Source organism: Rhodococcus sp. DMU1, from assembly GCF_012272955.1.
Classification (GTDB): domain Bacteria; phylum Actinomycetota; class Actinomycetes; order Mycobacteriales; family Mycobacteriaceae; genus Rhodococcus; species Rhodococcus aetherivorans.
The window spans coordinates 4385782-4404731 of the sequence record NZ_CP050952.1 but is presented as its reverse complement, the minus strand read 5'-3'; the positions used below and the strand labels follow the sequence as shown (position 1 = coordinate 4404731).

The following is an 18950-nucleotide window of genomic DNA, read 5'->3' as shown; positions in this document are numbered from 1 at the left end:
GGCCGGTCACACCGTCGCCGGGGGCCGCCGGACGGTGGCGGTCCCGACGAGGGTCGTCGCGTCGATCGTGTGGATGCCGCGCTCGGTGACGGCCGCCATGAACTCGGCGCGCACCGCGGCGACCGCGTCGGCGTCGAGCCCGGCCAGGGCTGCCCGCAGGCCCGTCGCGGTCACCAGCGTCCAGCACAGTTCCTCGGTGGCGGGCAGCAGATTCGACAGGGTGCGTACCTCCACCGAGTGGGTGCCGGCGGCCGCGAGCCACGCCTCGAGGGTGCGTGGCAGATCGATCGCGTGCAGCGGTGTCCGGTCGCGCAGCGACGGCCGGCCCGCCACCGCCGGGTTGCGGCGGCCGACGACGTCGAACAGCGTCGCGCTGATCTCCTCCATCGCGCCGGCCCGCCACACGGTGACGCCGATCCGGCCGCCGTGCCGGACCAGGCCGACCAGGCGGTCGAACGTGGCGTCCATGTGGGGCAGCAGGAACACGCCGTAGGAGATGGCGAGCGCGTCGTACCCGGCCTCCGGGACCGCGGACGGCGGTTCCCACGTGGTGGCGTCGGCGCACACGAAGTCGATGTTCTGCAGCGCCCGCTCGGCGGCGACGAGCCGGCCGAGCTCGAGCAGTTCGTCGGCGACGTCGATCGCGTGGACCCGGCCGGTCGGTCCCACCGCCGCGGCGGCGGGCAGCGCCGAGGCGCCGGCGCCGCAGCACACGTCCAGCACCGTCGCGCCGGGACCGGGCCCGAGCTGGAAGACCAGCGCCTGCCCCGCCGGGCCCCACACCGTCGGGGTGAGCCGGTCGAAGTCGCCGCTCGCGTCGTCGAAGGTGCTCGCGAGCCGTGCCGTCTCGTCCACTGCGTCGGTCATGCCTCGTCCTCGGGTTCTCGAATCCGAGGACGGAACCTCGGATGCCCAGCGGGAGTGCAGCCGATACCTTATTGCAGTTCCGAACGTTTCAGTTCCGAATGCTGAATGGCGAGCACCCGGGACGTCGAGCGGGTACATCCCGCGTCGAGCGGGTGGATTTCGCGGCGAACCGCGAGGGGAGGGCTCAGGAACCGCCCGCTCGCCACCACAACAGCCCGCTCGCGCCCGTGCGACGAGCGCGGCGCGGCGGCCTTCACGTGCTCCCCGGAGGGGACGGGCACCCTGCGGATTGCTCACACCCCGATTCGATGAGGGTGGGTGTAGATGTTCATGGTGTCCTCGCGCAGGAAACCGACCAGGGTCAGCCCGGATTCGTCAGCCAGGTCGATGGCGAGTGAGGACGGTGCGGAGACGGCGGCGAGGACGGGTATGCCGGCCATGACCGTCTTCTGGGCGAGTTCGAAGGAGGCGCGGCCGCTGACGAGCAGGACCGTTCCCCGGGCGGGGATGCGGTGGTTTTCGGTGGCCCAGCCGACGATCTTGTCCACGGCGTTGTGCCGGCCGACGTCCTCGCGCAGGGCGAGCAGGTCACCGGTGGCGGTGAACAGGCCGGCGGCGTGCAGGCCGCCGGTGCGGTCGAACACCTTCTGCGCCTCGCGCAGGGTGTGCGGCATGCCCGACAGGGCGGTGGGGTCGACGACGACGGGGTCGTCGGCCGGGGCGTGGCGGGTGCGTTGGCGGATCGCGTCGAGGGAGGCCTTGCCGCACACCCCGCAGGAGGAGGTGGTGTAGAAGTTGCGCTCGATGCCGGTCTCGGGCAGGGCGACGCCGGGGGCGAGGTCGATGTCGAGGACGTTGTAGGTGTTGCGGCCGTTTTCGTCGGTGCTGTGGCAGTAGCGGATCGCGGCGATGTCGCCGCGGTCGCCGACGATGCCTTCGGTGAGCAGGAAGCCTTGGGCGAGTTCGATGTCGGAGCCGGGGGTGCGCATGGTCACCGCCAGCGCGGTGCCGTTCACCCGGAGTTCGAGGGGTTCTTCGACGACCACGGTGTCCGGGCGTGTCGACTGTCGGTTCGCGTGGATGCGGGTGATGCGGGTGCGGGTGGTTACTCGTCCCATGCGACGCTCCGGTGCACCAGTTCGCCTCGCCCGGGTGATCCGGGGGAAGGCCGGCCGGGCGCCGTGCCCGGTGCCGCGGCGCCCTCGTGCCGAGGGGTGTGGGCTTCGAGGCGGATGGTGACGGCCTTGGACACGGGGGTGTTGGACTTGCGGGCGACGTGGTCGAGCGGGATCAGGGGGTTGGTTTCGGGGTAGTAGGCGGCGACGTTGCCGACCGGGGTGGGGTAGGGGACGAGCCGGAAGTCGTCGGCGCGGCGCGCTTCGACGGTGCCGTCGGGGCGGGGCCATTCGGAGATCAGGTCCACCCGGTCGCCCGCCGCGAAGCCGAACGACTCGAGGTCGCGGTCGTTGACGAACAGCACCCGCCGGCCGCCCTTGACGCCGCGGTAGCGGTCGTCGAGGCCGTAGATGGTGGTGTTGTACTGATCGTGGGAGCGCAGGGTCTGCAGGATCAGCCGGCCCTCGGGCACCGGTACCCAGTCGAGGTCGTTGACGACGAAGTTCGCCTTTCCGGTGGCGGTGTGGAAGCGGCGCTCGTCGCGGGGTGGGTGCGGCAGGACGAACCCGTCCGGTCGGCGGACCCGGGTGTTGAAGTTCTCGAACCCGGGCACGACGCGGGCGATGGCGTCGCGGATGGCGTCGTAGTCGTCGGCGAACGCGCGCCACGGCACCGGGTGATCCGGCCCGAACAATGCCTGCGCGAGCTCGCAGACGATGGCGACCTCGCTGCGCAACTGTTCGCCGGCCGGCGTCAGGCCACCGCGGGACAGATGCACCACCGACATCGAATCCTCCACCGACACCAGTTGTTTGCGGCCGTTGCGGACGTCCTTGTCGGTGCGGCCGAGCGAGGGCAGGATGATCCCGGTGCGCCCGTGCACGAGGTGGCTGCGGTTGAGTTTGGTCGAGATCTGCACCGTCAGCGCGCAGTTGCGCAGCGCGGCGGCCGTGACGTCGGTGTCCGGGGTCGCGGAGAGGAAGTTGCCACCCATCGCCATGAACACGTGCGCGGCGCCGTCGCGCATGGCGCGGATCGAATCGACCGCGTCGAGGCCGTGCCTGCGGGGACTCCGGATGCCGAACTCGTCGTCCAGAGCCTGCAGGAAGGACTCGGGCATCTTCTCCCAGATCCCCATCGTCCGGTCGCCTTGGACGTTGGAGTGCCCGCGCACCGGGCACACCCCCGCTCCGGGTTTGCCGATCATCCCCCGCATGAGCAACAAGGCCACCGCGTCCTCGATGGTGGCCACACCGTGGGTCTGCTGGGTCAGGCCCATCGCCCAGCACACGATGGTGGCGTTCGAGGCGATCAGGGCGCGGGCGGTCTGTTCGATCTGCTCGCGCGTCAGGCCGGTCGCCTCGAGCACCGTGGCGAGGTCGACGGCCCGGATGTGCTCGGCCCACTGCTCGAACCCGGCACACCGGCTGTCGAGGAACTCGCGGTCGAGCACGGTGCCCGGCCGACGGTCCTCCTCCTCGAGCAGCAGCTTGGCCAGGCCTTGGAACAGGGCCTGATCCCCGCCGATGCGGATCTGCAGGAACTCGTCCGCGATCTGTGCGCCGTCACCGAGCACGCCGTTCACCTTCTGCGGGTCCTTGAACCGCAGCAACCCGGCCTCGGGCAGGGGGTTGATCGCGATCACCGTGGCGCCGTTGGCCTTGGCCTTCTCGAGCACGGAGAGCATGCGGGGATGGTTGGTGCCGGGATTCTGGCCGGCGATGAGGATCAGGTCGGCGTCTTCGAGGTCGGTGACCGACACCGAGCCCTTGCCGATGCCGATGGTCTCGGTCAGGGCGGTGCCGGAGGATTCGTGGCACATGTTCGAACAGTCCGGCATGTTGTTGGTGCCGAAGGACCGGATCATCAGCTGGTAGACGAATGCCGCCTCGTTGGAGGTGCGGCCGGAGGTGTAGAAGATCGCCTCGTCCGGGCTCGGCAGGGCACGCAGGTGCTCGGCAATCACCGCATAGGCTTCGTCCCAGCCGATCGGCTCGTAGTGCGCCCCGCCCGGTCGGATGATCATCGGATGCGTCAGCCGGCCCTGCTGCCCGAGCCAGAAGTCCGTCTGCGCGAGCAGCTCCGGAATCGAATGGGCGGCGAAGAACGCCGGGCCGACTTTCCGGGTGGTGGCTTCCTCGGCGACGGCCTTGGCGCCGTTCTCGCAGAACTCCGCGGCCTTGCGATGCCCCGGGCTCTCCGGCCAGGCGCACCCCGGGCAGTCGAAGCCGTGCCGCTGGTTCAGCCGGGCCAGGGTGCGGGCGGTGCGAAGCGGGCCCATCTGCTCGAGACCACGACGCAGCGACACCAGCACCGCGGGCACCCCGGCCGCGTAGGACTTGGGGTCGGTGATCTGGATGTCGTTCTCGTCGAAGACGTGCCGGTCCGTGGTGTTCGTCATGCGCTGTGTCGCACCCATCGATCGGTCGACGAGAACGCCTCGCCGAGAAGGAAACTGTCGCCGTGGCCGGGGTGCACTCGGGTGTCGGCCGGTAACGCCGACAGTGGCCCGGGCGCCGTGCTCGGCGTCGGGGTGTGTCCGGGCGCTTCACACCCGTGCCGGAGGACGTCGCCGGTGAACACCACGCCCAGGTGCGGAAGATGCAACGACACCGACCCGGGCGTGGCGACCGGAGTGTGCAGCACCCGGATCTCGTCACCGGCGACGGCGATGCGCTGCCCGTCGTCGAGTCGCCAATAGCGACGCTGCCCGTGCACCGCCTGCCACAACGCGTGGTCGGCCGGATGCAGCAGGATCGGAGCACACAGTCCCACGCCCACGTCGACCGCGGCCGAGACGTGGGCCCGGCCACCCTGGGTGCAGATCACCGCGGTGACACATCGGTCACCGACCGCGTCGGCGATGTCGGTGGCTCGACCACCCGCATCGACGACCACCACGTCCCGGTCGTCGCCGACCAGCCAGACGTTCGTTTCTCCGGGATCGGCGAAGAACGGCCCCGGGGGCCGTGCTCGTCGAACGCAGACGCGGTCGATCCGAAAACCCTCACTCACGTCAGGCTCGTACCGTCGGTCGGCTCACTGCACGTGTCCCCGACCCGAATACCTCTGGGCGTGAGCCTGCACCACAGGAACGCGCACCGCGGTAGGCCTTCCGATCGCACACGTGGTCCCTCGCATCTTCATCGAACACAGCTGGTCCTGCCCGACCGTCAACGGTCGTTGCCGGATCCACCGTAAAGTCCGCCGACTTGCCGACGAACTGGCCGAACGATCAGATCGGCCTGTCCCGATGGGCAGTGCGCCCAGGCCCTCGCGCTCCCCACCGCCAGTGAATTTCTGCGGGTGGCGCCTAGAATCGGAAGCAATCCGAGGTGGCGTCATGATCAAGTCCGCAGAGCACCGGCCGGCAGAACCGGCTCCCGGGAGTGCCGTGGTGCACCTGCTGCCGTGCCGGACTCGGTCCGAAGACCGGGTGCACGGTGTCCGGTGACGCCGCCGAACGTCCCGCTGATCCGCCTCCGAGGGAGCTTGCGGACGAGTTGAGCGCGGCCGGTTTCGTCGAGCCGCGGGTGGCAGGGCAGGGAGGTTTCGGCATCGTCTACCGCTGTCGTCAGCCCGCCCTCGACCGGGTGGTCGCGGTCAAGGTGATGAGCCCCAGTCCGGACGAGACCGACCGGGTGCGGTTTCTGCGCGAGCAGCAGGCGATGGGCCGGCTGTCGGGGCATCCGAACATCGTGCACGTGCTCGAGGCCGGCGTCACCCGTACCGGGCGTCCCTACATCGTGATGCCGTTCCACCGCCGGGACTCCCTCGAGGCCTGGATCAACCGGCGCGGGGCCCGCACGGTTGCCGAAGTTCTCGACATCGGCATCAAGATGGCCGGGGCGCTCGAGACGGCACACCGGGCGGGTGTCCTGCACCGCGACGTCAAACCGGCGAACATCCTGATCTCCGAGTACGGCGAACCGCAACTGACCGATTTCGGGATCGCCCGGCTGTCGGATCGGCAGGACACCACGCGAGGCTTGGTGGTGGGCTCTCCCGCCTACACCGCGCCGGAGCTGCTGCACGGGCAGTCTCCGTCGGTCGCCTCGGACGTCTACGGACTCGGCGCCACCTTGTTCACCGCGCTGGCCGGCCGGCCGGCCTACGCGCGGCGCCGCGGGGAGGAACTGGTGGCGCAGCTGCTGCGGATCAGCACCGAACCGATCCCGGATCTGCGCGAGCGGGATGTTCCGGAGGGTGTGTGTGCGGTGATCGAGCAGGCGATGGCCCGTGAGCCCGCCCACCGCTTCGGCACGGCGGCGGGGTTGGGGGAGGCGCTGCGCAGCGCCGGGGCGGACCTCGGTTACACCGTTGCCGACCTGCCGCTGCCGTTGGTCTGGGACGAGGAGAGCCCACCGCAGCCGGAAAGTCGCGAATCCCCCGCGACCGCGGCGTATCTGCGCCTCGACCCTTCGGCCGGTGCGTCCGTGCCTGCTCGCCCGCCCGCCGTGGCGACCAAGTACCGCCCCCCGGTCGCGGCTCACGCGATGGTGCAGCGCACCCGGCTGCTCGACCGGCTCAGTACCGCGACCCGGGCACGGCTGATCTTGATCCACGGCCCGGCCGGATACGGCAAGACCACCGTGGCCACCCAGTACGTGCGGATGCTCGAGCACGACGGCGGCAAGACCGCTTGGTTGTCGATCGACGAAGACGACAACACCCCCGCCTGGTTTCTCGCGCATCTCGTCGATGCGGTCACGGTGACCCTGCCCCGGCTCGGCAGAGAGCTGACCCGTGTCCTGGAGGCACACGGGGAGGGCGCCGAGCGGTTCGTGCTGACCACCCTGATCAACCGGACACACACGGGCGGGCAGCACATCGCGGTGGTCCTCGACGACTGGCACCGAGTGACCAACCCCGCCAGCCGGGCCATCGCCCGGTTCCTGCTCGAGCAAGGGTGCCACCACCTGCAGCTGGTCGTCACCAGCCGGGCCCGGCAGGGTCTGCCGCTGAGCGGCCTGCGCGTGCACAACGAGCTGATCGAGATCGACGCCGCCGCACTGCGCTTCGACGTCGACGAGTCCCGCCAGCTGCTCACCGGTACCACCGGATTGACCATGGAGGACAAGGATGTTGCCGAGCTCGAGGAAACAACCGACGGGTGGGCGGCGGCCCTGCAGCTGGCCTCGCTGGCAATACGCGAACACCGTGACCCCCGGACGGTCATCCGCCAGCTGTCGGGCCGGCATCGCGTTCTCGGCGAGTACCTCGCCGAGAACGTCCTCGACAGTCTCGAACCGGACCTGCTCGACTTCCTGCTGGCCACCGCGGTCAGCGAACGCACGTGCGCTGCCCTGGCCACCGCCCTCACCGGCCGCCGGGACGCCCAGGCCGTGCTCGAAGACATCGAAGACCGGGACCTGTTCCTCACCCGGCTCGACGAGGAGGGACAGTGGTTCCGCTACCACCACCTGTTCACCGACTATCTACGCCGCCGGCTCGAACGAGGCGACCCGGAACGCCTGCACGAGCTGCACCGGACCGCGGCCCGATGGTTCGCCGATCAACACCTGTTGAGCGCGGCGGTCGATCATTTCCACGCTGCCGGCGACGACGACGCAGCGATCGACGTGGTCGAGCGGGAAGCAATCCCACTGCTCGAACAATCCCGGATGAACACTCTGCTCGGGTTGGAGACCAAGCTACCGACGACCGCCGGCGCGATGCGGCCACGCCTGCAGCTGGCGGTGGCCTGGGCACACGCACTGCTGCACCACCGCGCTGCGGCCAACGACGCCCTCAGCCGCCTCGAGGCAGTGCTGCCGACCGTGCCCGGCGACGAAGAGGCTGACGCCCGAGCCGAGGCCGATCTCATCCGGGCCACCATCACCGTCTTCGACGACCGTCTCGACCACCTCGACGAGGCACTCGAGGCGTGTATCGCCCGCGCCGACAGACTCCGCCCGTGGATTCTGTGCGGTGTCGCGGATGTGGCCTCGTTCCGCGAGATCCAGCGGTTCGACTTCGACGAGGCCCGGCGCTGGCAGCAATGGGCACGCCCGCATCACCGCCGCGCCTCCGGGCCGTTCAGTGTCATCTACGGCTATTGCCTCGATGCAGTGGCCGCACGGGAACAACTCGATCTCGACGGCGCCGAGACGAGCCTGCGCCACGCCATGCACCTGGCCACCGCTTCCGACGAAGACAATTCCTACAGCTCCCGGCTCACCGGTGCCCTCCTCGGGGAATTGCTGTACGAACAGGGAAACCTCGCCGAGGCCGAAGGCCTGCTCGACGAGAGCTACAGCCTCGGCGCCGAAGGCGGAACCGTCGAGTTCATGCTCGCCACGTACGTCATCGGCGCTCGCCTGAAGCATCGCCTGGGGCAGCACGAACAGGCCGCCGAGCGACTGGCTGAAGGGGAACGGCTGGCGCTGTCACTGCAACTGCCCCGCCTGGCGGTGTACATCACCAACGAGCGTATCCGGACGGGCATCAAGATATCGCAGGTCTCCCCGGACACCTTTCCTCCCGGGCTTCCGAGCGACGTTCCTGACGGGATCGCCCAGGTCACGGCCGAGACCACGGAAGAGGCGGCAATCCGGCTGCTGCTCGCCGCCGGCTCCGACAGTGACCGGACACACGCGTGCCGGCGCGCCCGAATCCTCACCGAGTCGATCAGCGCCACCGACCGGCCCAGAGCATCCCTCTATGCCCGCTTGTTGCTGACCGAGTGCCTTGTCACGGTCGGCTCACTCCCGGAAGCGGAACGAGTGTTACTGCCCGTCCTCGAGCAGTGTGCACGGTCGGGTTTGGTTCAGCCGGTGCTCGATACCGGACCCGTTGTGCGAGAACTCGTTCGGCGGGTCGGTTCGGAACGACACGGCCGCAGCATCAGCCCCGCCCTCGCCCACTTCCTCGATCGGCTGCACACAGCACCACAGCCGTCCGCAACACCGGAGAACACGTGAGTCCTCCCACCCCGGGCAGCGCCGAATCGAGCGCATCGCGACACCGCGATTGCCGCCCCGACGGCCCGCTCGGGCTAGCCGATCTCGTAGAACGGAGGCGCGTAGCGGAAGACCCCGCGCAGCTGCGGCCGATGGGCGGTGAGCGCGCGGGCCTGCAGGTGTGACGCCCATTCGGGCACGTCGGGTTCGACACCGAGCTCGGCGGCCGGGACGAACCCGAAACGGGGGTAGTAGTCCAGGTGCCCGAGCAGCACCACGAGCGGTTCGTCGAGGGCGTCCGCCGCGCCGAGCACCGCGTGCATCAGAGCGCCCCCGACGCCGGCGCGCTGCAACTCCGGCAGCACCCCGATCGGCCCGAGGGCCAGCGCCGGCTCGCCGTCGACCGTGCCGCGGGTGACGCACACGTGCCCGACGACCGTGCCCTCGGCGTCCGTTGCGACCAGTGACAGCCGGGGCAGCCACGCCGGGCCGGCGCGCAGCGCCTCGACCAGGCCGGGCTCGACCGGCTCCGCGCCGGCGGGGGTGAGCGGCGCGAATGCGGCGCGGTGCACGTCGCCGATCGCGGGGACGTCGGCGGGAAGTTCTCGTCGGATGAACACGAGAGCAGTGTGGACACCGGCGTCGGGCCGGGCAACGGAATATCGCTGTGGAAAGCTGACGGGTATGCCGGAGACCACCCTCACCCGTGCCCGGGTCGCCGCGATGGTCGACCACACCCTGCTCAAGCCCGAGGCGTCGGGGGCCGACGTGCGCGCGCTCGTCGACGAGGCCCGCGAGCTCGGCGTCTGGTCGGTGTGCGTGTCGCCGTCGATGCTGCCGCTGCGGGCGGACGGACTCGTCGTCGCCACCGTGGCGGGCTTCCCGTCGGGCAAGCACCATTCGCTGATCAAGGGCGCCGAGGCCCGGCTCGCCGTGGATCAGGGCGCCGCCGAGATCGACATGGTGATCGACATCGGAGCGGCCGTCGCCGGGGACTTCAACGCCGTGCTCGCCGACATCCTCACCGTCCGGGAGGCGATCGGGTTCGAGCCCGTGCTCAAGGTGATCATCGAGTCGGCGGCGCTGTCGGACGAGGCGATCGTCGAGGCGTGCCGGTCCGCCGAGCGGGCCGGCGCGAACTTCGTCAAGACGTCCACCGGGTTCCATCCCGCCGGGGGTGCGTCGGTGCACGCGGTGCGGCTGATGGCCGAGACGGTGGGCGGCCGGCTCGGCGTCAAGGCCAGCGGCGGCATCCGCACGGCCGAGGCGGCGCTGGCCATGATCGAGGCCGGCGCCACCCGGCTCGGCCTGTCCGGCACCCGCGCGGTGCTCGACGACCTGCCGGAGTGAGCACCGGGCCGCGGCCTCAGCGAGTATCGGGCCGCGGCCTCAGCAGTCGAGCTGGTTCTGCGACTGCTGTCCGGCCGGGGCCTCCGGCATCGTGTAGGCGCCGCCCTCGAGCGTCACCGCGATACCGGAGTCGGTGACCGACACCGCCGTCGCCTGCATGTCCAGCGGGTACTGCTGCAGGCTCTCGGTGAGGATCTGGACGATGCCGTCGACCAGTGCCGTGGGCAACCCGATGCCGAACAGCGACGCGTCCACCGTCTCGACGGCGATCGCCCCGTTCCGGGCCTCCGGCCGCACGGTCAGCTCCACCAGGTCCGCGCCGCCCACGGTGAAGCGGAGGGTGCCGGCGTTCGCGTCCGGGGTGACGTCGGTGATCAGCGAGCCGAGCGGCAGGGTCTGCACCGTTGCGAGGATGCCCGACGACGGCCACACCACGTCGGCGCTCGAGCTGCCGATGGTCCCGGCCCCGGCGGCGCTCTCCCGCAGATCCACGTCGCGGACCACGGCGTGCACCTGCATCTCCTGGGCGGGGCCGAACGCCGTGTCGTCGCTGTCGAGCGTGACGGACGAGACCTGCTTGTCCACGAGCGAGAGCAGCACCGGCTTCCACCCGAGATCCACGTCGACGTTCGTGCCGAGTTCGCTCTCGAACGACTGCGCGAGGCAGTTGGTGGCACGGTTGCGGACGTACACCTCGGCGCCGACGAGCACCGCGACCAGCGCGACGGCGAGGGCGATGCCGATGGTGGCGAAGGGGATGCGCTTCCGGTTCGTCATGGTTCGGGATTGTTCCGAAGAACTCTGAGGAAGGTCTGTGAAGATGCGGTCCCACTACCAGAAAGTGTGAGGTGGGACACAGTTGTTCGGGTACTGTGGCGGCATGACGGGCTGGACGGAACCTGAACACGACGCCTCCGGCCGGGTGGATCCGGACGAGGCCCTGCGACATACCGCGCTCGCGCAGGCGGGCTTCTTCACCGCGCGACAGGCCATTGCCCACGGCATCGCCACGATCGACTTCGTCGGCCGGATCGCGGCCGGGCACTGGGTCCGGATCGAATCGGACCTGTTCCGGCTCGGGGACAGCCCGCACACGAAGTTCGACGAGTTCGCGCAGTGGTGCGCCTGGTACGAGGGCGCGGCGGTGGTCTCGCACCAGAGCGCCGCCGACCTGCACGGCATGGGGCACCTGCAACCCCGCTTCCTGCACCTGTCGACGGCCGACCAGCGAACCGTGCCGAGCAACCGGCTCGCCCTGCACCACCGGCAGCTGCGCGCACAGGACTGCGAGCAGGTCGGGTGCTTCCGCATCACCACCCCCGCGCGGACCGCCGTCGACCTCGCCGCGGGTGGCGTCTCCCAGGAGGTCCTCGACGAACTCGTCGGCGACGCCATCGCCATCGGGCGGGTGACCTCGGCGCAGCTGCACGCCGCGGTCGCCGATCAGCCCGCGGCCGTCGCGGACCGCATCGAGCTGGCACTGCTCGCGGCCGGCTGAGCCTGCGCCGGGGCGACGAAGTCCCACGGCACGGTCAGCACGCAGTCCCGCAGCCGCCGGCGTTGCGATGCCGCCGGCACGCCCTGGGCGCGCAACAGGTCCAGCGTCGCGCGCCAGCGCACGCGCGGTCCGAACGCCGCGTGCGGTGCCGCCGACGCCCAGGCCCGATCCGCCGCCTGCAGCAGCTCGTGGATCCGTTCCCCCGGCACGTTGCGGTGGATCAGCGCCTTCGGCAGACGCTCGGCCAGGTCCGACGGGGTGTCCGAGTGGAACGGGCTCCACGCCAGCGTGAGCGTGCGCGGGCCGTGCTCGTCGAGCAGCACCCACGCGCACCGCCGGCCCAGTTCGTCGCACGTGCCGTCGAGCAGCAACCCGCCGGGCGCGAGCCCGGACCGCAGCCGATCCCACGCGGGAGCCACCGCCTCCTCCGGGTACTGGCGCAGCACGTTGAACGCGCGGATCAGCACCGGCCGGAGCCCGGCCAGCTCGAAGCCCCCGCGGGCGAACTCCACGCCGTCCCGCCCCGGCACCACCCGGTCGGGATCGATCTCGAGACCCACCACCCGGAGGCGGCGACGCACCGTGCGCAGCCGCGCGGCCAGCTCGAGGGTGGTCACCGGCATCGCGCCGTAGCCGAGGTCGACGACGAGCGCGTCGTCCCGGGAGTGCAGGACGCGGGCGACGTCGGGGTGGTGCATCAGCCAGCGGTCGCTGCGGCGCAGGCGGTTGATGCCCGTGGTGCCGCGGGTGACGACACCTTCCGGGCGCGGGGCGCGCACAGGGGACTATCCGAACCGGCGCGCGAGCCAGCCGGCGGTGATCTCCGCCTCGGTGCGGAACAGGTCGACGAGGTTGACGAGCATGAGCTGCTCGAGCTTGCCGCCGATGAACGGCAGGAAGACCTTGGCCTCCGAGGTGGTGCGCAGGGTGCTGCCGCCGTCCGAGGCGAACAGTTCCATAGTGCCGGTGAGGCTGCCGGGACCCGCGGGGACCGAGGCCTGGTAGCTGCCGGTGATGGTGTCGCCGAAGGGGGTGTACGTCTCCTTACGGGTGATGACCATGTCCTTCTTCATCACCGTCTGGGCGATCTCGGGCAGTTCCGTGCGCGGCAGGACGTGGTGCAGTACCAGGTCGATGCCGTCGTCCGACACCTCGAACTCCGCGAGGTGGTTCTCGGAGTACTTGCGCATCTCGACGATGCGCGCCTCCCAGTGCGCGCGGTCCGAGAGCGCCTCGTACACCTGCTCCGGGCTGTACGGATAGCGGGCGGAGTAGTCGATTCGCCGGGCCATGACACGCGAGGTTACCGGTTCGTTACCGAACGACGGAAATCGTCACCGTCCCGCAACGGCCTCGTCAGTGCGGCTCGGACAGCCACTTCGCGGTGAAGGTGCGCTCCACGTCGAACAGTTCGACGATCTGCTCGACGATGATGCCCTCGATTTTGCCGCCGAGGAACGGGATCCGCACCTCGGCCTCGCCGTCGATCTCGACGATGGTGCCCGCGCCGTCCGGCGCCATCGTGGAGGTGCCGTCCACCTTCCCCGGCAGCCCGTCCACGTGCGCGGAGAAGCGGCCCGTCGCGCGGTCCCCGGTCACCGGTTGCCACGACTCGTGCCGATGGATGACCAGGTCGCCGGGATGGAAGTTGGTGACGAAGCTCGGCAGGTGCTCGGCCGGGATGGACTGGGTCATGTGCAGGTCGATCGTCCCGTCACCGGTGCGCACGTCCTCGAGCGTCGCGCCCGGCCCGCCGATCTCCGCCAGGCGGCTCCGCCAGTAGTTCTCGTCGACGAGCGCCGCGTGCACCGTGGCGACGGGGAACGCGTAGTGCGAGTAATGGTCGATGCGGCTGCCCATGGTCGGCACGCTACCGTTTGCGGGTGTCTGATCCGCGTATTGGGGCCCAACTCGTCGAGGCGGGCGCCGTCGTGTCCGAGGACGTGGCGCTGTCGACGCTGACCACGCTGCGGCTCGGCGGTCCGGCCCGGCTGCTCGCCGAGTGCACCACCACCGACACCCTCGTCGAGGTCGTCCGCCTGCTCGACGCGGCACGCGTCCCCACCCTCGTCCTGGCCGGCGGCTCCAACCTGGTGATCGGCGACGGCGGGTTCGACGGTGTGGTCGTGCGCATCGCGACCACCGGGATCGAGCCGGGGGAGGACACCGTGCGCGCCGAGGCCGGCGCCGGGTGGGACGACGTCGTCGCCCTGACCGTGAAGGCGGGCCTCGGCGGGCTCGAATGCCTGTCCGGCATCCCCGGCTCCACGGGTGCGACCCCGGTACAGAACGTCGGCGCCTACGGCGTCGAGGTCGGGTCGATTCTGAGGGCCGTGCGGCTGCTCGACCGCACCAGCGGCGACGTCCGGTGGATCGGCCCCGAGGACCTCGGGCTCGGGTACCGCACCAGTGTCCTCAAGCACTCCGACGACGCCCTGGTCCTCGAGGTCGACCTGGCCGTGCGGCCGGACGGGGCCAGCGCCCCCATCGGCTACCGGGAGCTGGCGTCGGCCCTGCACGCCGAGGAGGGCGAGCGACGCCCGGCCGCGGAGGTCCGCGAGCAGGTGCTCGCCCTGCGCCGGGGCAAGGGCATGGTGCTCGACCCGGACGATCCCGACACCTGGAGCGCCGGGTCGTTCTTCACCAACCCCGTGCTCGCCGCCGACGAGCTGCCCCGCGTGCTCGCGGCCGTCGAGGAACGCGTCGGGCCCGACGTGCGGATCCCGCGGTTCCCCGCCGGTGGCGGCACCAAGCTCTCCGCGGGATGGCTGATCGAGCGGGCCGGGTTCGGTAAGGGCTTCCCCGGCCCCGGCGCGCCGGTGCGGCTGTCCACCAAGCACACCCTCGCGCTCACCAACCGCGGCACCGCGACCACCGCCGATCTGGTGGCCCTCGCGCGGGAGGTGCGCGACGGCGTGCAGGACGCGTTCGGTGTGCGGCTCGAGCCGGAGCCGGTCACCGTGGGTTGCTTCATCTGAGAGCCGGTCTGCCGGACCTGCCGCCGCGCTGCGACGCGACCGCGCGGCGGGCGTACCCTCGTCGGAGTGCTCCACCTGGGTGAACGAAGTCGTCGGTTGTTGTGGTTCGGGCTGCTCGCACTCGTCGCGGTGCTCGCGGCGTGCTCGTCGGGCCCCGGCGGGAGCGCGGTTCCCGCCGGCACCGCGCCCGTGGTGTCGATCGTCACCGACCCCGCCGACGGCGCCACCGACGTGAACCCCACCACCCCGATCCGCGTCTCGGTCACCGACGGCGAGCTCACCGACGTCGCCCTCACGAACGTCGGAACGAGCACCGTCGTGCGTGGCGCCCTCGCCGCCGACCGCCGCAGCTACACCGTCGCCGAACCGCTCGGCTACGGCGCGACCTACCGCTGGTCCGGCACGGCCGTCGGCTCCGACGGCGAGGCCGTGGCCGTCGAGGGCAGCTTCGACACCGTCGACCCCGACCGGGTCGTCTCCGCGAACCTGAACATCGCCGACGCGCAGCCGGTCGGGATCGCCGCCCCGATCATCGTCCAGTTCGATGGCCCGATCACCGACAAGGCCGCCGTCGAGAAGGCCATGGTGGTCGGCACCGACCCGCCGACCATCGGCAGCTGGGCGTGGCTGCCCGACGACAACGGCGGTGCCCGCGCGCACTGGCGCCCGCAGCAGTACTGGACGCCGGGCACGGCGGTGCACCTCGACGCGCAGCTCTACGGCCTCGACTACGGCGACGGCGCCTACGGGGCGGAGGACCTCACCCTCGACTTCACCGTCGGCCGGAGCCAGGTCGTCGTGGCCGACGCCACGTCGCACCGCATGCAGGTGGTGCGCGACGGAGTGACGATCATGGACATCCCGGTGAGCTACGGGCAGGGCAACGAAGCCCGCAACGTCACCCGCAGCGGCGTCCACGTGGTTACCGAGAAGCACGAGGACTTCCTGATGTCCAACCCGCCGTACTACGAGAACGTGCGGGAACGCTGGGCGGTGCGGATCTCCAACAACGGCGAGTTCATCCACGCCAACCCCGCGACCCTCGGCCAGCAGGGGGCGACCAACGTCACCAACGGCTGCATCAACCTCTCGCTCGGGGACGCCCAGGAGTACTTCGCGACGGCGATGTACGGCGACCCGGTCGAGGTGTCCGGAACGTCGATCGAGCTGTCCGCCGCGGACGGCGACCTGTACGACTGGGCGATCGACTGGCCCACCTGGCAGTCGATGTCCGCGCGGTAGGCAAGGCGCACTACCAGCGGTTGCGCACCTTCTCGGCGAATCCGAGAAGCTCGCGCACCTCGAGCCGGGCACCGTCGTCGAGCGTGACGTGGCCGGTGAACCGGCCGAAGACCTGATGCTGCGTCGAGCGCAGGACGAGGGCGTTCACGTCGGCGGCGCGGTCGAGGATCGGCTTGAACCCCATCTCGAACCGGCCGTCGTTGCTCGAGAACCGCCACGGCGCGCCGTCGTAGGTGCCGTGAGGCAGATGGAACCGCACCCGGTCCAGCTTGTGCGCCACGCCGTCGAGCAGGAGCATGTTCTCGCTTCCGGCGGCGGTGTCGCCGAAGCCGTGACCGACGGTGAACCCGAAGGGACGCCCCTCGTGCCGTCCCGATGCGGACGCCCAGAACCAGGTGTTGTCGTACGTCCACACGCCCCGGCCCCAGTCGAACACCCCGAACGCGGAGGCCGGGTCGAAGGTGTGCTCGCGGCCGCCGACCGTGATGGTGCCGGCGGCGGTGAGGCCGGGGATCTTCTGGTTGTAGTAGAACGCCCCCTCGTCGCCGGGGAACGGGATCGCGACGACCATCCGCTCGGCACCGGGCGAGGTGAGCACCACCTCGCCCGACAGGCCCCGCCCGCCCGCGAATCCGGGATGACGGACGATCAGCCGCCGGGCGCCGCGCTCGTGCCGGAACTCGAGGCGCATTCCACGCCGGTCGAGCACCACATCGCCCGCGTCCGCGGAGGCGGGCAACCGCAACCGTCCGAGCGGAAACGGGATCATCGCGTTCTCGGTGGTGTCCGCACGGCCGGCCAGGTCGAGCCAGCTCACGCCGAGCAGGCCCATGTAGCTGTTGTCGGCGACGGTCAGCGCGAGACCGAACGGGCCGTCGTCGCCGTCGGCGAGCACGCAGTAGTAGTCCCACTCCTTGATCCGCCACCGCGGTGCCGCGACCCGGGACCGGTCGTAGGCCCGGACCTCGGTGCCGGCCCAGCCGGCTTCGGCGAGACGGCCCCGCACGTCGAGCAACGGCCCCGGGGAGAGGCGGCGTTGCCCGGCGTCCCTCTCGATGCCCACCGGTTCCTACTCGGCGGTGCGGTGGAAGCGCATGGGGCCGGCCTGGTCGCGCGGCTGCACGATGATCTGGTCCAGGTTCACGTGCGGCGGGCGCGACGCGACGAAACCGACGATCTCCGCGATGTCCTCGGCCACCAGCGGTGTGATGCCCTCGTACACCTTGGCGGCGCGCTCGGCGTCCCCCTCGAACCGCACGAGGGAGAACTCGGTCTCCACCGCACCCGGCGCGATCTCGGTCAGGCGCACCGGCTTGCCGAGCAGCTCACCGCGCAGCGTGCGGTGCAGCACCGCCTGGGCATGCTTGGCGGAGGTGTAGCCCGCGCCGTTGTCGTAGGCATGGAAGGCCGCCACCGACGTGATCGTGACGATAAGGCCGTCGCCGGAGTCGACGAGCTTCGGCAGCAGGGCCTTCGTCATCCGCAGGGTGCCGAGGACGTTGGTCTCCCACATCCAGCGCCAGTCGTCGAGGTCCGCCTCGGCGACCGGGGCCATGCCCTTGGCGCCGCCCGCGTTGTTGACCAGCACGTCCACCCGGGGGAGCACCGTCGTGAAGGCGGTCACCGAGTCCTCGTCCGTGACGTCCAGCTCGAGGGCCGTGCCCCCGATCTCGTCCGCGAGCTTCTCGATCCGGTCGACGCGGCGAGCGCCGACGACGACGTGGAAGCCCTGGGCTGCGAGGGTTCGGGCGGTGGCCTCGCCGATGCCGGAGGAGGCACCGGTGACGACGGCCACGCGGGAATCGGGAGAAATCGTCATGCAGGCGATCCTAGGGTGCCCCGGATACGGTCGCGCGGGGGTCCGCGCGACCGCGGCGTCCGTCACGACGCGAGCGGCCGGGGCACCTCGACGACCGAGTAGGCGCTCGCGTCGCCGGCGACGGACCGGCTCGCCTCGCCGTGCACGCTCACCGGGACGTCCCCGGCGAGGGTGATGCGGTTCAGGCGGCGGTGCAGGCCCTCGTAGTCGGCGACGGCGTAGTGCTGGGTGGCGCGGTTGTCCCACACCGCCACGTCCCCGGCGGCCCAGTTCCAGCGGGTGGTGTACTCCAGCCGGGTCTGGTGGTCCTGCAGCAGCCGGAACAGCGCCTGCGACTGCCGGCCGCTCAGCCCGACGAAGCCCTTGACGAAGTGGCCGAGCAGCAGCGACCGCTCCCCGGTCTCGGGGTGCACGCGCACCACCGGGTGCTCGGTCTCGAAGTACTCGGACCGGAACTCGGCGCGGTACTCGGCGACCCGCTCGTCGGCGCCGTCGCGGAGGTGCTCCGCGCTCTCGGCGGCGTAGTCGTACAGGTTGGTGTGGGTGGCCCACAGGTTCTCCGCCAGGGTCTTCAGCGGGGCGGGCAGGCCCTCGTAGGCCGCCACCCCGGAAGCCCACGTGGTCGAACCGCCGTAGGCGGGCAGTTCCACCGCGCGCAGGATCGAAGCCTTCGGGATGCGATCGACGAACGAGACGTCGGTGTGCCAGCTGTTCGCCTTGCCGTAGTCGGAGTCGATCGGCAGCACGTGCGCCCCGCGCGAGGTGACCGTCGGGTGCGCGGTGGTCGGCGTGCCGAGCAACTCGGCGAACGCGTACTGCGACGCGTCGTCGAGGTGGTGCTGTTCCCGGAAGAAGATCACCTTGTGCTCGGCCAGGGCGCGTCGGATCGCTTCGACGGTGGCCTCGTCGAGATCGCCGCCGAGCCGCACGCCGTCGATGCGGGCCCCGATGTGCCCGCCCAGACGGACCACGGACACGTCGCGAGCGGAGGCGGTGCGGGTATCGAAATCCACGGACATGGAGGACCTTTCGTAGATCGAACGTTGGTGCCGTCGACCTCATCACCGGCGGCGGGCCGGCGTAAGGGTTTCCGTCACCGTGATCGGGACCGTTGCCGCCGCGTCGCCGTGCGGATTGGACACAGTGGCGCGTGGCGGCTAGGTTGCGGATATGCCAGC

The 18950-nt window shown here is 70.8% G+C and carries 17 protein-coding genes; 5 read left to right on the top strand and 12 right to left on the bottom strand.

The annotated features are described in order from the left end of the window. Positions 1-6: 6 nt before the first annotated feature. The 4 genes from HFP48_RS20105 to HFP48_RS20090 all read right to left on the bottom strand — a co-directional run bounded on the left by HFP48_RS20105 (position 7) and on the right by HFP48_RS20090 (position 4998). On the bottom strand, positions 7-867 hold the full coding sequence (locus HFP48_RS20105; protein ID WP_168579922.1) for a class I SAM-dependent methyltransferase: 861 nt from the start codon (positions 865-867) through the stop codon (positions 7-9). 293 nt (positions 868-1160) lie between these two features. Beyond that, positions 1161-1985: a formate dehydrogenase accessory sulfurtransferase FdhD gene (gene fdhD / locus HFP48_RS20100; RefSeq protein WP_006946513.1), complete on the bottom strand. Its 825-nt coding sequence runs from the start codon at positions 1983-1985 to the stop codon at positions 1161-1163. Then, positions 1973-4384: an FdhF/YdeP family oxidoreductase gene (locus HFP48_RS20095; protein ID WP_246872441.1), complete on the bottom strand. Its 2412-nt coding sequence runs from the start codon at positions 4382-4384 to the stop codon at positions 1973-1975. Before HFP48_RS20095 ends, fdhD begins: the two co-directional genes overlap by 13 nt. Next, the gene (locus tag HFP48_RS20090; protein ID WP_006946520.1) at positions 4381-4998 is read right to left on the bottom strand and encodes an MBL fold metallo-hydrolase; all 618 of its coding nucleotides are present in this window, start codon (positions 4996-4998) and stop codon (positions 4381-4383) included. The genes HFP48_RS20095 and HFP48_RS20090 overlap by 4 nt, the downstream gene beginning before the upstream one ends. A 488-nt stretch (positions 4999-5486) precedes the next feature. Between HFP48_RS20090 and HFP48_RS20085 the strand changes: the two genes are divergently transcribed. After that, complete coding sequence (locus HFP48_RS20085) at positions 5487-8906, top strand: serine/threonine-protein kinase (protein WP_168579920.1); 3420 nt, start codon at positions 5487-5489, stop codon at positions 8904-8906. Between the two features lie 74 nt (positions 8907-8980). Here HFP48_RS20085 and HFP48_RS20080 read toward each other — a convergent pair whose 3' ends face one another. Next, positions 8981-9505, bottom strand: coding sequence for an N-acetyltransferase (locus HFP48_RS20080; protein WP_072635778.1), 525 nt, complete (start codon positions 9503-9505; stop codon positions 8981-8983). A gap of 64 nt (positions 9506-9569) precedes the next feature. Here HFP48_RS20080 and deoC point away from each other — a divergent pair, with 64 nt between their 5' ends. Further along, on the top strand, positions 9570-10235 hold the full coding sequence (deoC, locus tag HFP48_RS20075) for a deoxyribose-phosphate aldolase (protein WP_006946525.1): 666 nt from the start codon (positions 9570-9572) through the stop codon (positions 10233-10235). Between the two features lie 39 nt (positions 10236-10274). On the opposite strand, the gene HFP48_RS20070 is transcribed toward deoC, so the two are convergent. Continuing rightward, entirely contained in the window at positions 10275-11012 is a 738-nt protein-coding gene (locus HFP48_RS20070) for a DUF2993 domain-containing protein (RefSeq protein ID WP_043803277.1), read from the bottom strand. Between the two features lie 103 nt (positions 11013-11115). Here HFP48_RS20070 and HFP48_RS20065 point away from each other — a divergent pair, with 103 nt between their 5' ends. Beyond that, positions 11116-11733, top strand: a complete 618-nt coding sequence (locus tag HFP48_RS20065; protein ID WP_029545192.1) for a type IV toxin-antitoxin system AbiEi family antitoxin — start codon at positions 11116-11118, stop codon at positions 11731-11733. On the opposite strand, the gene HFP48_RS20060 is transcribed toward HFP48_RS20065, so the two are convergent. The 3 genes from HFP48_RS20060 to HFP48_RS20050 form a co-directional block, all read right to left on the bottom strand. Further along, on the bottom strand, positions 11679-12512 hold the full coding sequence (locus tag HFP48_RS20060) for a hypothetical protein (RefSeq protein ID WP_029545190.1): 834 nt from the start codon (positions 12510-12512) through the stop codon (positions 11679-11681). The genes HFP48_RS20065 and HFP48_RS20060 overlap by 55 nt on opposite strands. Positions 12513-12518: 6 nt before the next feature. Continuing rightward, positions 12519-13025, bottom strand: coding sequence for a DUF2505 domain-containing protein (locus HFP48_RS20055; protein WP_006946528.1), 507 nt, complete (start codon positions 13023-13025; stop codon positions 12519-12521). Positions 13026-13089: 64 nt separating this feature from the next. Continuing rightward, a complete protein-coding gene (locus tag HFP48_RS20050; RefSeq protein ID WP_006946535.1) occupies positions 13090-13593 on the bottom strand; it encodes a DUF2505 domain-containing protein in 504 nt (167 codons plus the stop codon). Positions 13594-13664: 71 nt separating this feature from the next. On the opposite strand from HFP48_RS20050, the gene HFP48_RS20045 reads away from it, so the two are divergent. Both HFP48_RS20045 and HFP48_RS20040 read left to right on the top strand, forming a co-directional pair. Continuing rightward, a complete protein-coding gene (locus HFP48_RS20045; RefSeq protein WP_168580614.1) occupies positions 13665-14711 on the top strand; it encodes a UDP-N-acetylmuramate dehydrogenase in 1047 nt (348 codons plus the stop codon). Positions 14712-14810: 99 nt separating this feature from the next. Beyond that, the gene (locus HFP48_RS20040; protein ID WP_246872574.1) at positions 14811-15953 is read left to right on the top strand and encodes an Ig-like domain-containing protein; all 1143 of its coding nucleotides are present in this window, start codon (positions 14811-14813) and stop codon (positions 15951-15953) included. A 10-nt stretch (positions 15954-15963) separates the two neighbouring features. Here HFP48_RS20040 and HFP48_RS20035 read toward each other — a convergent pair whose 3' ends face one another. The 3 genes from HFP48_RS20035 to HFP48_RS20025 form a co-directional block, all read right to left on the bottom strand. Beyond that, positions 15964-17016: a DUF2804 domain-containing protein gene (locus tag HFP48_RS20035; RefSeq protein ID WP_168579919.1), complete on the bottom strand. Its 1053-nt coding sequence runs from the start codon at positions 17014-17016 to the stop codon at positions 15964-15966. Positions 17017-17022: 6 nt separating this feature from the next. After that, the gene (locus HFP48_RS20030; protein WP_006946542.1) at positions 17023-17772 is read right to left on the bottom strand and encodes an SDR family oxidoreductase; all 750 of its coding nucleotides are present in this window, start codon (positions 17770-17772) and stop codon (positions 17023-17025) included. A gap of 62 nt (positions 17773-17834) precedes the next feature. Next, positions 17835-18791 (bottom strand): TauD/TfdA family dioxygenase, encoded by a 957-nt coding sequence (locus HFP48_RS20025; protein WP_006946544.1) that lies wholly within the window; start codon positions 18789-18791, stop codon positions 17835-17837. Between the last annotated feature and the right edge of the window lie 159 nt (positions 18792-18950).

Excerpts from the sequence above, each read along its gene's own strand:
- fdhD (WP_006946513.1), bottom strand. The coding sequence starts at position 1,985 with ATGGGACGAGTAACCACCCGCACCCGCATCACCCGCATCCACGCGAAC.
- HFP48_RS20095 (WP_246872441.1), bottom strand. The coding sequence starts at position 4,384 with ATGACGAACACCACGGACCGGCACGTCTTCGACGAGAACGACATCCAG.
- HFP48_RS20050 (WP_006946535.1), bottom strand. The coding sequence starts at position 13,593 with ATGGGCAGCCGCATCGACCATTACTCGCACTACGCGTTCCCCGTCGCC.
- HFP48_RS20070 (WP_043803277.1), bottom strand. The coding sequence starts at position 11,012 with ATGACGAACCGGAAGCGCATCCCCTTCGCCACCATCGGCATCGCCCTC.
- deoC (WP_006946525.1), top strand. The coding sequence starts at position 9,570 with ATGCCGGAGACCACCCTCACCCGTGCCCGGGTCGCCGCGATGGTCGAC.
- HFP48_RS20055 (WP_006946528.1), bottom strand. The coding sequence starts at position 13,025 with ATGGCCCGGCGAATCGACTACTCCGCCCGCTATCCGTACAGCCCGGAG.
- HFP48_RS20030 (WP_006946542.1), bottom strand. The coding sequence starts at position 17,772 with ATGACGATTTCTCCCGATTCCCGCGTGGCCGTCGTCACCGGTGCCTCC.
- HFP48_RS20105 (WP_168579922.1), bottom strand. The coding sequence starts at position 867 with ATGACCGACGCAGTGGACGAGACGGCACGGCTCGCGAGCACCTTCGAC.
- HFP48_RS20025 (WP_006946544.1), bottom strand. The coding sequence starts at position 18,791 with ATGTCCGTGGATTTCGATACCCGCACCGCCTCCGCTCGCGACGTGTCC.
- HFP48_RS20065 (WP_029545192.1), top strand. The coding sequence starts at position 11,116 with ATGACGGGCTGGACGGAACCTGAACACGACGCCTCCGGCCGGGTGGAT.